The organism is Scytonema sp. PRP1 (assembly GCF_036697665.2).
Classification (GTDB): Bacteria; Cyanobacteriota; Cyanobacteriia; order Cyanobacteriales; family Nostocaceae; genus Kalymmatonema; species Kalymmatonema gypsitolerans.
Genome location: NZ_JBAHYJ020000028.1, coordinates 1 through 13,751 on the forward strand (window position 1 = coordinate 1; position 13,751 = coordinate 13,751).

Here is a 13,751-nt window from a genome sequence, read left to right on the forward strand (position 1 = left end):
TAGATAACACAATTGCGTTCCCAAGCGGCTTGCCTGGGAATGATAATCTCAGTGTTCTGCTGTATAGAACACTGGTTAGTTGTAGGGGCACAGCATTGCTGTGCCCCTACCTGGGGTTTATGTAACTGAGTCCATAGTGCTATGAATTCTAATCCGGCTTTGTGTCAAGCGATCGCACAACATATTGCTAGCAGTCCCCAAAAGCGAATAACTTTCGCCGAATTCATGGACATGGCGCTATATCACCCTGAATTTGGTTACTATTCCACAAAGGCGGTGAACCTGGGAAAGCAGGGAGATTTTTTTACTTCTATTCACCTTGGCGCTGACTTTGGTGAATTGCTGGCGGTGCAATTTGCTCAAATGTGGGAGATTTTAGAGCGACCTGTGCCGTTTTCTTTGGTAGAAATGGGCGCAGGTCAAGGACTTTTGGCTTTAGATATGTTGAAGTACATCCAGCAGCAGTACCCGGATTTTTTCAATGCTGTAGATTACGTCATTGTAGAAAAGTCTCCAGTTTTAAGGCAAGAACAACAGCAACGCTTGCAAGAATTTTCTGTGCGCTGGTGTGATTTAGAAGAGATACCAAGTCACTCTATCACTGGCTGCTTTTTTTCTAACGAGTTGGTAGATGCAATGCCTGTGCATCAGTTTGTTCTACAACAAGGGAAACTGTGGGAAATTTATGTCACAACGCTGGAAGGTGAGGCAGATGAGCCAGATAAGGGAGATGAAAAAGTAATCACTCCTCCCATTCCTCTAGTATCATTTGTAGAAATCCCAGGTACGCCCTCCACATCCAAGCTTGTAGAATATTTTGATTTTGTAGGAATAAATATTAGTGATTTTCCAGATAATTATCGTAGCGAAATTAACTTAGCTGCTTTGGATTGGTTGAGTATGGTGGCAGACCGATTGCAGCGTGGATACCTGTTAACTATTGATTATGGTTACCCTGCTAACCGTTACTACAATCCCAGGCGATCGCAAGGTACGCTACAGTGTTACTATCACCATCAACGTCATAATGACCCATATATTAATATAGGGCAACAAGATATCACGGCTCATGTTGATTTTACCGCTTTGGAACGATGGGGTGAGCGGTGTGGATTAGATAAAGTTGGTTTTACCGAGCAAGCATTGTTTTTGATGGCTTTGGGCTTGGGAGAACGAATCGCCGGCTTATCTTATACACAACAACCTATCTCGCAGTTGCTGCGCCGCCGGGATATGCTACATCAGCTTTTAGATCCTTTGGGACTGGGTGGGTTTGGTGTCTTAGTTCAGGGCAAAGGACTGACAACTCAAGAGGCTGCACAACCGTTGAAAGGACTCAGCGTGCCAGAACAAATAAAAATCTAAAAAATAAAGCGCTATTAACAGTGTGTGAGTGATTGTTGATCTACCATAGCAGTGATTACATTGGAAATAATAATTTCAAAAGGGTAATAATTATGACTCCTCATGACCTTTTCATGTTAGTAGTGCTACTGGTTCCGGGAATTCTACTTTCGGTGCTGATTATGGTGACTTTTGCGGCTGGGGGTTAGGGAAAGAATGAAGAGTGAAGAGAGAAGAATCAAGAAAGAAAATGACCAAAAAAGAACTCAGAACACAGTTGTCAGAACTCAGCAATTTTTTAGAAACACAGGTTGATATCCTTACAATGGTGTACAACTGGGTTCTGAGTAGAGGTTACAAGTCCCTAATTTTAATTAGGCTGACAAGAAAAATTCTTTCTTAAATCCTCCGGATAGAGTCTGTGGGGACGAAGGTGTGTTCTGCGTTCTGTGTTCTGTGTTCTTCTTAATCTTGTTTCTTCTCTCGGTGCTTACTTTTAAAGAATGAAAATCAAACAATTGAAAAGCTAGAGCAAACCCAAGGGAAGGTGAAAAATGAAGGTGGCATTTCTGGGGACTGGATTGATGGGACTGCCAATGGCGCAAAAATTGTTAGAGGCAAATGTAGAAGTTATTGCTTATAACCGCACCCCAGAAAAATTAGAACCACTCAAAGCAGCTGGTGCGGAAGTCGTCACGCACCCTTACCAAGCAATTAATGCTGCTGAGTGTACTATTCTCATGCTAAGTAACGCCGCAGCGATATATAGTGTTTTGCTTTCGGATAGAGCTTGGCAATCTGTCGCCGGACGCAGCATTATTCAAATGGGGACAATTACTCCCACAGAAAGTAAAGAAATCAGAGATGCAGTGGTTGCTGCTGGTGGCGAGTATATAGAAGCACCTGTTTTGGGTAGCACTCCAGAAGTCAAAGATGGCAAACTCATTGTGATGGTAGGCGCACACCAAGAACAATATCAACGCCACCTAGAATTATTCCAACATTTTAGTCCAGAACCTCTACTTGTAGGTCCTGTAGGAACTGCGGCGGCGCTGAAACTGGCGTTAAACCAACTGATTGCTTCCATGACAACAGCTTTTGCCCTGAGTGTTGGTTTTGCCCAGCGTCAAGGTGTCAGCGTAGATCTGTTCATGTACATTCTGCGCCAGAGTGCGCTTTACGCACCGACTTTCGACAAAAAGTTGCAGCGGATGCTTGATAGCAATTATGCTAATCCCAACTTTTCGACAAAACACTTGATGAAAGATATAGATTTGTTTATCGATGAGGCAAAATCTACAAGTTTAAATCTCAGTGGGGTTGAGGGTGTGCGCGACATTATAGACACGGCAATGAAAATGTCATTGTCTGATGCGGATTACTCATCAATATTTTCTGCGATTAATTCATCAACTGACGGCGCTTGAGCCTGTCTTTGGCAGTAGCAAAGCGTCCTCAATCAATCGCACTTGGTGAGTGACGTAACAATCACTGTTGAGGCAATCATTGAGCAACTTTTTAGCCTCCTCATACTGCTTTTCATCGCTTGCGAGAGTGTCGAGTTGGCGTTTCATCAACTGCAATAAATCGTCTGCGTTTGGCAACATTTCCACTGCTAGCAAAAAGACTTCTCGCCAGCGTTTCTCAGCCATATGGCGGACAAGGTTTTGCAAAGCTTCTTGAGCTTGATGAGGTGGACTAGCAACAATTTTTTTGGCAACAAAGTATTCTTGAAAAGTGATATGGGAAAAGGAGTAAATACCCCTTGCCCGCTCAACCAGTAAACCATGCTGAGCTTCAATGGACTTCAAAATATCTTCGCTGTCAACTTGAAGTGTTTCTAAAAAGGTGCTACCCTCAGGGAATGTATGGATATGATGGAAAATCCGTGGCTCAATGGCGAATTGCTTGAAAAAATACTCGCCACGTTCAAAGGTAGTCCAAGCAATTTGGCTTAGCAAGTCTTCTTTATCCTGCCGGGATTGTTTGTAAACCTGATTTCGCTTAATACCGCGTTTAGCATCCCATTTTCTCAGTAATAAATCCAGTCCTTCTTCATAAAGCTGACAACGATTCGCTGCAAAGTCTGTTTCCTCAAACACCAGACACAAAAGGGTCAGCAGTAAGGGATTAGTTGCGAGTTCTTTGAGCGGCTGATGTTCTTGCAGCTTCTGCACAAAGTGTTGTGCTTTTACCGAACCTTCACCCTGAAAGCATTTTGCGGCAAAGCTAGCAATTTGTTGGTCATCAAAATCAGCAACTTCCACTTCGGTGAACTGTTCAAAAGTATATTCCTGTGCTGCGATCCGACAGGTTATCACTATAGAATTGGCAGAAAACCGCGTTGCAACAGCGCGAATTTCCTGCAACACTCGGTGAAGGTCGGCTTGTCTGACTTCATCCAAGCCATCGAGTAAAATTATTGCTCGCCCTTGACTCAGCAGTGTTTGAACTGCTTGGGGTTCAACAACTCCACATTCCTCAAATTGTGCTGTGATGTAGCCCAACAAGCTTGGTTGTCCGCTAGCCTCAGCAAATTCCTTGAGAGTGATGAAAATTGGGACAGCATCGCCTCGAAATTCACCCAAGTTACACCCAATTGCTAGCCATTTCAAAAACGTGGTTTTGCCGGAACCTGGTTTTCCCCAAATCATCAGCTTGTCGTAGCGTTCTACTGCTTCGAGTCCTGTCAGCCGTTTTTGGTAAATGTTGCTGAAGTCAAAACGCTCAAACTGCTGCTGACAACAATCATGCAATTGAGCAATGGAAAGCCGCCTGCGTCCAGTCACTCGCTCCAAAACGTTGACATGAGTGTAAATGGCATCCAACCTAATCGGCTGCTCTTGATCTAGCAGTCGCATTATACCACAACGCGTTGCAATACTGTTATGATTTTTTTCTCGTACAGTTTTTACAAGACTTTCTATCTGGGAAGTACTTGCTGCATCATCTGCTGGGAGTGAGGAGACACTCGCAATCTCATCCCATTCCAGTCCTAACTTTTCGCAGATTGTGACAAAAATGTAGCGGTCAACTGCTTTGCCTTGGAAAAACTTGCTAACTGGCTGACGGCTAATACTCAGTTCCTCTGCCAACGCCTGTTGCGTTAATGAATTACGGATCAGGGCAGCCTGTGCTTTTTTCATTCCTTCAGGAGATGCCTGAAGCGATCGCCTGCTCATTATACTCCATAATAAATATTTTGATGGTGATATGAGCTATTATACCAATAAAAAAAATATAAGTCATACATAATTCATGCACAAGTCAATCATTACTCTGACCTTAACTCATTCAGGAACATACAATACTGGAGTTGTAGTTACTTGACATCTCTTACATGACTTGAGTTTATAGCATGGCAAATTGTGAGAATGTCAATCGAGGTGAAATTATGAGTACGATTAATGTAACAATAGATGCTCCTTGTGAAAAAGACGTGATGCAACAAGCGCTCTTAACAATAGCAAGGGGATTTCAGGATTATCTGAATTCACTACACCCTGATGAAATTGAAAACTTAGCCGAACAACTGCACACAACTTGTAAAACTTCAAAGTATTCCAAAGCAGAAAGTGACTTTGCCGCCAAGCTCGGCGCAAATAAAATCAGTAATCAAGAGCGAGGTAGATTAGAGTTTACTGCCCTGGCTAAGAATTTTAAGTGGAGACAAGAGTTACTCAGGGATTCGTTAAGTGCATCGCAAGTAGCCCAAATGCTTAATACAACGCGTCAGACACCCCATGATCGTTTGAAAAAGAACAGCTTAGTTGCAGTTCAAGACAATGGAGTTTGGAAATTTCCCACTTGGCAATTCGATCCTCAAGGACCAGATGGCGTGATTGCTGGATTACCAGATGTCTTAAAAGTCCTTAATGTTCCTGCTATGTCGAAAATCAGCTGGCTCACTCGACCAAACAAAGCTTTAAATAGGCTTACACCTGTAGAAGCTTTGAAAGGCGGTCAAAAAGATGAGGTCATTGCTGAAGCACGGTGTGTCGGAGTGTTATAGCAATGTGTCAGAGTTAATTTATCAAATTGTACTAGACTCAAAAACCCGGTTGTTCGCCACAACCGGGTTTTTTCAGTCTTTATACTTAGTAAAAAAAACACAAAAATTGCGTAATTTCTAGTGCAATACCGTTCAGATAAGACCACAACCGTTATCAGAATGTAGAGACGCGCCATGGCGCGTCTCTACACAGGTGATTTTTTACACATAAACCTTAACTGAACCGTATTGATTTCTAGTGAGGACTTTAGTCCTCAACTTTGAGAGCGCTAAAGCGCTCACTACAAGGCAATCAAAATTATTAATGATAAGACTACTAGGGAAACTGATTGGCTACAAAAAAATTACCTAAATTATACTGAAAAATTTTCCATAACTACACACAGAATTTCCGGAATGACATGGATAGCTTGTGAATCTTCCAGTTAACAAAGCTTGGAGTTCCAGGTTTTGCAACGTCTCAAGGGTTATGGGACGTTCAATATCCTAATTTGTCAGTCAACCATAATAGGAGTGAAAAAGGTGGTAAATATAATACTCCCACCTCCTGGCTTTAGTAAGGCAAAACCAAAATTCCATATTTTAAAGAAGGGTACGGAACTTTTAAGAATTTTCAGTCCCGAATATAATACTGCTGCTCTTACCTTTCGTTTTTGGGGTCCGCTTCATCGCTTTGACCATCATTTGGGGGAGTGTCCCTGTGTTAATTTAATACAAGAAAATGATGATTCTGCTGTTGTTTGCGCTCAGGAGTCCTCTGCAGGGGAGGACAGACTCATTTCACTAGAACAATTAGTTGATTCTGGCTGCTATAAGCCACTGAATCGAAAACCATGCAATGACCCACTACGTGGTATATACTACGTTGCGCCTGTGCATCTACTTTCGAGCTGTCTAGTGGAAGTTTTTGGTGACACAGGCTGTATAGAAATTACTGACCACCAGATTGCTTTAATCACGACCATAAGTCACTTAAAATTATTGGATGTACGCGGTTCTGGTGCAATGCGGGCTGGTGCTAATGACGCAACTTTAGCGAAAACAGAGAAACGTGGTTTAAGTCAAGCTTGGTCGCGCTACTTTTATGAACAAAAAGAAATATACCCAGAAATTGAAGGGATTATTTACCGCAATGCTCATAATGATGAAGAGGCGATCGCCATTTATGAGCGTGCTAAACATCTACTCGCCTGTCCACCTGAAAATATTTTTCCCCTGAAACATGAATTATTCCGGGGCCCGATTCTAAAAGCCGCAGAGGAAAATAATCTTGAGGTGGAGCGTTATTGGTAATTCGGGTGCTCTGCAAAGACCGAGACACACAAGTAAGAGTATGGATAACAAATCCGATAATCCTGAGGCTAGTAAAAGCATAATTTCCAGGGAAGCAGTAGATTGGCTACTGCAACGCATCTTCCAAGTTCCTAAAAAATGGTTAATTATTAGTATTATTCTTATCCTTATTAGTACTTGTGAAATTAGCTGGGGCAAAGAATCATCATTTAAATTTAGAGTTACAAATACAACAGCGGTTTTCCTATCACTGATTTGGTTCCCATCTATACTTAAAATTTTTGCATTGAGTGGGGGAGCGCTGAAGACGCCTGCGGGAGAAATTGGTAGCTCAGGGATGAAGACTATGCTAGAGTCATTGACCAGTGATTCATTGGGATTTCTCATCGAGCAGACGAAGCTAGCCGAAGATGCTGCTCCACCGCAACAGCAGCAAGAAATGCGTCAAATTCGCCAACAATGGCAGAAAGTCTATGCATCACGGATTCCTGTATCAAAAGGACGCCAGGAAATAGAGCGTTTAGCTGATCGCTACAAGGAACTAAGAATGACAATGCCTTCTGGAGTACAGCGAACATTTGAGATGGAATCAGTCGCTGGACGGATGCGTGCTTTAGCTCCAGAAGTCAAATATACTGTACAAGAAGTGAAAGACCTTCTGCAATCGAGCGACCAAGGGAAACGATTGCTCGGACTTTCTGTTGCGGAGTGGTCTGGAGATCCGATTTATTTTGATTTGGTTTTACATTTAATTAGTTATTCAGAAACGGCGTTTGAGCAAACAATTGCATTGAGAGCAGCATTGAAGATGGTGTCCAAACTCGATACTGAGCAGAAGAAAGACTTGCAGGCAGCACTCATTGCACAGCGTAATTTTAATGAAGAAGAAAAGCGTTGGATTAAGCGTGATTCTAATCGTTGGATATTGAGCGATCGCCTCTTATCAGCGCTTAATTAATAAATGTGACTTGCAGCATTTTGAAGTTTTATAAAGTTGAACTAGTTGTAAGTCATGATGTGCTAATGACACCTAAATCAAGGGCGATCGCTACATCCAAACTCCAGAAATTAGGGTGGGCAATGCCTCCCAGTATGTGTATTTTGTACCTATAAACTTACAGAGGCATTGCCCACCAAAATTCTCAATATCACCCAATGCGCCAAATCCCAGATTTTACTGACATGCTATTTGGTGAATCAGAGTAAGGTGGGCATTGCTCTTATTGTCCATAAGATATTTTCAGATTTTGCTAGGCAATGCCCACCCTACGAGCTACGATCTGTTCCGACATTTGGGTAGCAATGCCCACCCTATGAGCTACTAACAAAACTTACAATTTTGGTAGAATTTCTGGTAATAACTGACCAGGAACTTTAGACAAAGCCAGGTTTTGTCCCTGTATGCCTAATTCATTGTGGAAAGCGCGAATCGTTTTTACCACATAAGCAAAAGTTGTTTGGTAAGCCTCGGGTTGCTTGCTCAATCCATTTAAGGCTTGCAAATGATTCTCTAATGCTGCTTCTAAATGTTTAGAACGAGTTGCTTTATCAACATCGAAATACTGGTCTGTTGCTAACTGAAAATGAGCTAATCCTAGATTATTGTGAGTGGCAAACACATCAAAACTCAAAGGCATACCACTGAGTGAATGAGCAAGCCCAAGCGCTTCTTCGTATGCAGTAATGCACTGTTCTAACAACTTTTGCCGCTCCTCCTTGGAACTTTGTGCTTGATTTGCTAAGTGCCAATAAGCAGTTCCAAGATTATTTTGGGTGGCGGCGCAGGCGGGAGGAACATTCGCAGGAGTCCTATATTTCAGGGCTTCCTGGTAAGCATCAATAGCTAGGTGCAGATTTTCTGGTGGCTGTTCGTACTGTGCAATATTCCAATATGCCGTGCCGATATTGTTTTGAATCATGCCATACTTGAGCGGTTCTTCTTCAGGGCTGTAATAACCAAGCGCTAATTTGTAAGCTGCGATCGCTTTCTTAAGATGCTCAACTGGTTGATTGTATTGTGCTAAATGCCAATAAGCTGTCCCTAAATTATTCTGGCAAGCAGCATACTTTAATGGTTCCATCTCCGCTGTACGGAATTGTAGCGCTTCACTGTAAGCTATAACCGCTTGCTGCCAGTTTTCCGCAGGATTAGCAAAACGAGCTAAATCACCGTATGCTGTTCCCAGATTATTTTGTACACGAGCGTAGGTTTCCGGGTGGCTTTCGGCTGAAATGAGCTTCAAAGCCAGATGATAAAACTCAATTCCCTGCTCTATGTAAGCTTGTCCTTCCTCAGAATTGGGTGGTGTGCGGTAAAGCATCCAGTACAATGTACCCAAGTCATTCAAGGTATCTGGCACTTGGGGTAAATTGTCATCATGGGTGATTGATTCTTGATAGGCAAGAATTGCCACCATTAAATTTTCTAGAGTTGACTGTCCATGCTCAATACGCAAACGATATAAGTTTCCTAAGCGATGATAAGCGATCGCCAGATCGACACCGGAAGCTTGTTGCGCGTGTAATTCTTCTATCTCCTCTAGAATGTGCCGCACTTGCAAGTTCTGTTCATCGTCTTCATCAGCTGTCGTGTGAATCGTTGCTAGGACTAGCTCTGTTAACTCTTTGCTAATGTGAGATATGCGCTCTTGTGATGGAGTATCGCTGGCGCTTGCTTGCTCAGTGAGTTCCTCTTCAAGAGGTTTGTTTATTAAGTTTTCTGAACTTGATGGAGGGACTTGCTGTCCTTTGTGTCCGCGATTGGCTAATGTGTGTTTCGGAAACTCAAAATCATCTGCAATCGCTGATTCTTCTAGAATTGATTGCTCAACATTGCCCAACTCTAAATTTCTAGAACTGGATAAACGTTCTGGAGAGCTTTTATTTTGAGTTGTCGGTGTGGGTTCTCCAGCAAAGACAAAAACACCTGTACGGTAACGCCAAAACTGTGGTGCTGATTGCTGGATAGCATGCAACCAAGGACGTGGTACCCACAACAGCAAGCTGGATTCAAACTTAGACAGTTGTTGCTCAGTTAAACGCAGATAGTGCAAAAATAACCGTTGTATTGCTACTGGTTGTCTAGTAAGCTGTTCAACGCCGACAATTTGAAATGCTGGTATTGGTAGCGATCGCCCTGGAGTGTCTTTTGATGTACCAACAATAGGTGGTGGATAATTAGACAACCACTGATTTATCTGAGCTATGGGATTAGGGTCGCTTAAATTCAGCCGCAACGTTACTAGTCGCGGGTATGCTGGTGTGCTGGCTTCTTGTGCATTTGATGGCTGATATAGCACTTGCCCAACAGGATAAGCCAAAGTTGAATGCAAACGTGCTGCAACCTGATTTCTCAGGTTTAAATCATCACACACCGCCAAAAAGATTTGTCGTCGTAAACCGAGACTAAGGGCAAGTTTTAGGCGGTGATACACTTGCCGATTCCAAGCAAAATTATCCGAGTGTGTAGTTTCATTTACGCTCATGGCGGCTAAAGAGCCAAAACCTAGTGGATATACCCTCTTGGGGTGCATGCAGGCAGCCTGTAAATCTGACCATGACTACGATTTTCAAGTCATTGTTGCTTTGCTCAGGATAAATCGATTCTTTAAAGTTTTAAACAACAAAACTATAAATTATACTCTAACAACAAAATATTTTGAACAAGAACGCAGAACATACAACTCAGAAATCAGAATGTACTTACGGCTCTGGATTGCTAACCCGCAGGATAAGAAAGAAGACTACCCAATTTTCAATGCGTGGTGTGGTGTTTACCCCGCTACTCGCCACCCAGTCGTAGAGAACTCACTTATGGTTGTTCCTACTCAATCGTATGAGTTCTTTGTTGTTAAATGTTGTTAAAAAATAAAAACCAGGCTCTAATAAGACTAGTACAGCGGGGGCGGAAATAAAGCTACTATTCACGCGGAAGCGAAAAGCTTATGATGTAAGCATTTTAAATGCGTGAATGCGAGAATTTCAAACGAGCGGTACTAGGAGCCTGAAAAAGCGCAAAAATTAAATTTCCAATTTCTAAAACAATTTTCTATTAACTTACATTCGATACAGAAAAAGCAACAAAAATCAAGCCACCAACCAAAATCGCCGCAGTAATTCCCAGGATAATATAATTTTGCTTTTGACGGTCGGTAGGCGGTTCTGCTGTGTAAACTTTGGGTTCACGAGCAAAGTTATTCAGACGACCGCCTTCTTCTGTTGTATAGGGCATGAGTACAATTCCTTATCCCATTGATTTATTTAATGTTACAGAAACGCTATATTTGCTCTTAGAAGTAGGAGACAAATCGTTACATTAGCACAGAAGAACACAGAATGCAGAACAGAAGAGGACACGGTGACGCGGTGACAAATTCCCTGTGTGCGTCGCCGAGTCTCTCGGTCTGGCTTGTCTTGTGGAATCCTGAGTTCTTTCTTGGTCAACACTCAAGAGCGACTATGAACGATTAACTCTTGATTGTTGACTAACTTGTAATTGTTCCAGTTAGAGGAGAACTAGCAATAGCAGAGGTTTTGATGGGCATTCTGCCGGCAAGGTACGCCAGACGACCGGCAACTGTTGCCAAATTCATGGCATGAGCCATTGCTGGGGCGTTTTGTGCGAGGGCGATCGCGCTATTAATCAACAAGGCATCCGCGCCCATTTCCATTGCTTGTGCTGCTTCAGAGGGCGCTCCAATGCCTGCATCTACCACCACTGGTACATTGGCATTTTCGATGATGATTTGAATATTTGCAGTTGTTTTCAATCCTTGTCCAGAACCAATCGGTGCTGCCAAAGGCATAACTGTCGCACAGCCAACTTCTTCTAACCGCTTCGCTAGCATGGGGTCAGCATTAATGTAGGGCAACACAGCAAAACCTTCTTTCACCAGTTGTTCTGCTGCTTGTAAAGTACCAATGGGGTCTGGTAGCAGATACTTCAGGTCAGGAATCACTTCTAATTTCACGAAGTTGTTATCTTCCTGTCCTAAAAGTTTTGCCATTTCCCGCCCCAGACGTGCGACGCGAATCGCCTCTTCTGCAGTTTGGCAACCAGCGGTATTGGGCAACATCCAGATTTTTGTCCAATCTAATGCTTCCGCTAAACCTTCGTGTCCGGGGGCATTGGTTTGTACTCGCCGCACTGCAACAGTGACAATTTGACAACCACTGTTCACAACGCTTTGCTGCATTTCCTCAATGCTGCGATACTTTCCAGTTCCTGTCATCAAGCGAGATTGGAAAGTTTTTCCCGCAATTTGGAGTGGTGAGTCTTCTAAAGTGCTGAGTTCTGAGTTCCTAGCTGCGAGTTCCGGTTTCTGAGTTTTGAGTGTGGGGTAAGTAAGCATTGAGGTAGTAGATGACTTGGTGTGGAAGCGCGAGTAGTGGAAATGAGATAATAAAGGGTTGGAGTTTTGCTCAAGAATCAAATCGGCAAGCAATGCTCCTGTTACAGGTGCCAGAAGAATACCATTGCGGTAATGACCTGTCGCCAAGGTTAAATTCTCACAAGGGCTGGTGCCAAGAATAGGTAATTCATCTGGGGTTGCAGGGCGAAAACCCCACCAAAATTCCTGAATAGGATAGTGCTGTATTTGAGGAAATAGACGAATGGCTCTTTGTAGTAAGGTTTGAATTCCTGCTGGCGTGTTGTGGGGGGTGAAGCCGACATCCTCAACGGTGGCACCAATAATAATTCGTCTGTCGCGCCTTGGGACGATGTAAATATCTTCCCCAAACAAAACCCGTGTCAAAGGTAGATCCAGCACCAATTCCGGTACTCTCACGCTGAGCATTTGACCTTTTACAGGGCGCACACCCAGCGGAAACAATGCGTTTGACCAAGCACCTGCTGCCAAAACATAGTGTTGGGCGCGAAGGACTCCAGCACTCGTTTGTACACCAACAACTTGCCGTTGCTGCTGTTGAATTCCTTCGACTGCAATACCTTCTTTAAGTTCAACGCCAAGCGACTTAGCAGTTGCCAACAGTGCTTGTGCTAATGCCCTATTGTCTACTTGTGCGTCTTCAGGATACCACCAACCTCCAACAACTTCTTCTCCCAATCCTGGCTGATATTGATGAATGACTTCCTTTTCTAGCCAGTAGGCAGGGGAAGCTTCGCTAGCAGAGGAGGAGGGCGTAGATTTCAATTCTCCCTTGCTCCCCTGCTCCACATCTCCCCTGCTCTGGTTATAAACTGGAGCCAGGATACCGCAGGACCAGTAACCAGTGTTGATACTGCTGAATTCTTCGAGCTTGCGCGTCCAGTCGGGGTATAAATACAGAGAGCGTGTGCACAACTCTTGCATTGCCTGTTCTGGGATTCTTTCGGCACCAGGTGCCAACATCCCAGCAGCAGCATGAGTAGCAGCTGCATGAAATTCGCGGCAGACCACTGTCACCTTCGCACCGCGTAATTTTAATTCAATGGCGATCGCCAAGCTGATGACGCCGCCACCAATAATTAAAACGTCACTAGTCATTAGTCATTAGTCATTAGTTAGTTATTAGTCATTGTAGAGACGCGCCATGGCGCGTCTCTACATCTTTGTCATTAGTCAACAGCCATTAGTGATAAAATTTTGAACTTTGGACTATGGACTTTGAGCTATAGACTTTGGACTAACAACTCGTCACTCATAACTCATAACTCATAACTTGTAACTTATAACTTATAACTTGTAATTCATGAGTGATTACCACAAGGCTCGAACTGGTTCGGTATTCTGATTTGTTTCATTAGGTGATTGATTGCCTGGTGATTGATTGCCTGGTGATTGATTGCCTGGTTGATTGTTGTTACCACCGCTTGTGTCGTCTTGAACTTGGTCATTGTTAGTGTTGCTGTTTTGATTAGTCTGGGCAACGTTATTTCTTTGGTCGTTTGCGGAACCATTACCAGCGGCAGTGCTATTAACATTGATATTAGCTGGCAGAACTTTTGATTCTTTGCCCCTTGGTGCTGATTCTGGTGCTGGTGCTTGAGCCGTATTATTTCGTCCGTCCATTGGAAAGCTAATACCCAGCAATGTACCAAGCAAAATTGCTAAGCCGCCAGCCATAAGAATAAGTGGTGTCCATCTACCCATATCGTTAT

At 43.3% G+C, this 13,751-nt stretch carries 11 protein-coding genes; 6 read left to right on the forward strand and 5 right to left on the reverse strand.

The features are described from left to right. The first annotated feature begins 141 nt into the window (after positions 1-141). Together V5G28_RS04875 and V5G28_RS04880 are read left to right on the forward strand one after the other, a co-directional pair. Positions 142-1,365: a class I SAM-dependent methyltransferase gene (locus V5G28_RS04875; RefSeq protein WP_332990011.1), complete on the forward strand. Its 1,224-nt coding sequence runs from the start codon at positions 142-144 to the stop codon at positions 1,363-1,365. Between the two features lie 533 nt (positions 1,366-1,898). Beyond that, a complete protein-coding gene (locus tag V5G28_RS04880; RefSeq protein WP_332990013.1) occupies positions 1,899-2,771 on the forward strand; it encodes an NAD(P)-dependent oxidoreductase in 873 nt (290 codons plus the stop codon). Here the strand turns inward: V5G28_RS04880 and V5G28_RS04885 are convergent. After that, complete coding sequence (locus V5G28_RS04885) at positions 2,754-4,526, reverse strand: NACHT domain-containing protein (RefSeq protein WP_336229797.1); 1,773 nt, start codon at positions 4,524-4,526, stop codon at positions 2,754-2,756. The two genes, V5G28_RS04880 and V5G28_RS04885, sit on opposite strands and share 18 nt — an antisense overlap. A 212-nt stretch (positions 4,527-4,738) precedes the next feature. Between V5G28_RS04885 and V5G28_RS04890 the strand changes: the two genes are divergently transcribed. The 3 genes from V5G28_RS04890 to V5G28_RS04900 all read left to right on the forward strand — a co-directional run bounded on the left by V5G28_RS04890 (position 4,739) and on the right by V5G28_RS04900 (position 7,607). Next, positions 4,739-5,356, forward strand: coding sequence for a hypothetical protein (locus V5G28_RS04890; RefSeq protein ID WP_332990018.1), 618 nt, complete (start codon positions 4,739-4,741; stop codon positions 5,354-5,356). A 522-nt stretch (positions 5,357-5,878) separates the two neighbouring features. Next, on the forward strand, positions 5,879-6,649 hold the full coding sequence (locus V5G28_RS04895) for an RES domain-containing protein (RefSeq protein ID WP_332990020.1): 771 nt from the start codon (positions 5,879-5,881) through the stop codon (positions 6,647-6,649). 40 nt (positions 6,650-6,689) lie between these two features. Continuing rightward, the gene (locus tag V5G28_RS04900; protein ID WP_332990022.1) at positions 6,690-7,607 is read left to right on the forward strand and encodes a hypothetical protein; all 918 of its coding nucleotides are present in this window, start codon (positions 6,690-6,692) and stop codon (positions 7,605-7,607) included. Between the two features lie 373 nt (positions 7,608-7,980). Here V5G28_RS04900 and V5G28_RS04905 read toward each other — a convergent pair whose 3' ends face one another. Beyond that, positions 7,981-10,134, reverse strand: coding sequence for a tetratricopeptide repeat protein (locus tag V5G28_RS04905; RefSeq protein ID WP_332990025.1), 2,154 nt, complete (start codon positions 10,132-10,134; stop codon positions 7,981-7,983). On the opposite strand from V5G28_RS04905, the gene V5G28_RS04910 reads away from it, so the two are divergent. Next, entirely contained in the window at positions 10,133-10,513 is a 381-nt protein-coding gene (locus V5G28_RS04910; RefSeq protein WP_332990027.1) for a hypothetical protein, read from the forward strand. The two genes, V5G28_RS04905 and V5G28_RS04910, sit on opposite strands and share 2 nt — an antisense overlap. A 187-nt stretch (positions 10,514-10,700) precedes the next feature. On the opposite strand, the gene psb34 is transcribed toward V5G28_RS04910, so the two are convergent. The 3 genes from psb34 to V5G28_RS04925 all read right to left on the reverse strand — a co-directional run bounded on the left by psb34 (position 10,701) and on the right by V5G28_RS04925 (position 13,743). Then, on the reverse strand, positions 10,701-10,880 hold the full coding sequence (psb34, locus tag V5G28_RS04915; protein WP_096565436.1) for a photosystem II assembly protein Psb34: 180 nt from the start codon (positions 10,878-10,880) through the stop codon (positions 10,701-10,703). A 253-nt stretch (positions 10,881-11,133) separates the two neighbouring features. Continuing rightward, positions 11,134-13,137 (reverse strand): glycine oxidase ThiO, encoded by a 2,004-nt coding sequence (gene thiO, locus V5G28_RS04920; RefSeq protein ID WP_332990033.1) that lies wholly within the window; start codon positions 13,135-13,137, stop codon positions 11,134-11,136. Positions 13,138-13,350: 213 nt separating this feature from the next. Further along, positions 13,351-13,743 (reverse strand): hypothetical protein, encoded by a 393-nt coding sequence (locus V5G28_RS04925; RefSeq protein WP_096565432.1) that lies wholly within the window; start codon positions 13,741-13,743, stop codon positions 13,351-13,353. Positions 13,744-13,751 lie beyond the last annotated feature (8 nt).

Excerpts from the sequence above, each read along its gene's own strand:
- V5G28_RS04875 (WP_332990011.1), top strand. The coding sequence starts at position 142 with ATGAATTCTAATCCGGCTTTGTGTCAAGCGATCGCACAACATATTGCT.
- V5G28_RS04880 (WP_332990013.1), top strand. The coding sequence starts at position 1,899 with ATGAAGGTGGCATTTCTGGGGACTGGATTGATGGGACTGCCAATGGCG.
- V5G28_RS04885 (WP_336229797.1), bottom strand. The coding sequence starts at position 4,526 with ATGAGCAGGCGATCGCTTCAGGCATCTCCTGAAGGAATGAAAAAAGCA.
- V5G28_RS04890 (WP_332990018.1), top strand. The coding sequence starts at position 4,739 with ATGAGTACGATTAATGTAACAATAGATGCTCCTTGTGAAAAAGACGTG.
- V5G28_RS04900 (WP_332990022.1), top strand. The coding sequence starts at position 6,690 with ATGGATAACAAATCCGATAATCCTGAGGCTAGTAAAAGCATAATTTCC.
- V5G28_RS04910 (WP_332990027.1), top strand. The coding sequence starts at position 10,133 with ATGGCGGCTAAAGAGCCAAAACCTAGTGGATATACCCTCTTGGGGTGC.
- V5G28_RS04905 (WP_332990025.1), bottom strand. The coding sequence starts at position 10,134 with ATGAGCGTAAATGAAACTACACACTCGGATAATTTTGCTTGGAATCGG.
- psb34 (WP_096565436.1), bottom strand. The coding sequence starts at position 10,880 with ATGCCCTATACAACAGAAGAAGGCGGTCGTCTGAATAACTTTGCTCGT.
- thiO (WP_332990033.1), bottom strand. The coding sequence starts at position 13,137 with ATGACTAGTGACGTTTTAATTATTGGTGGCGGCGTCATCAGCTTGGCG.
- V5G28_RS04925 (WP_096565432.1), bottom strand. The coding sequence starts at position 13,743 with ATGGGTAGATGGACACCACTTATTCTTATGGCTGGCGGCTTAGCAATT.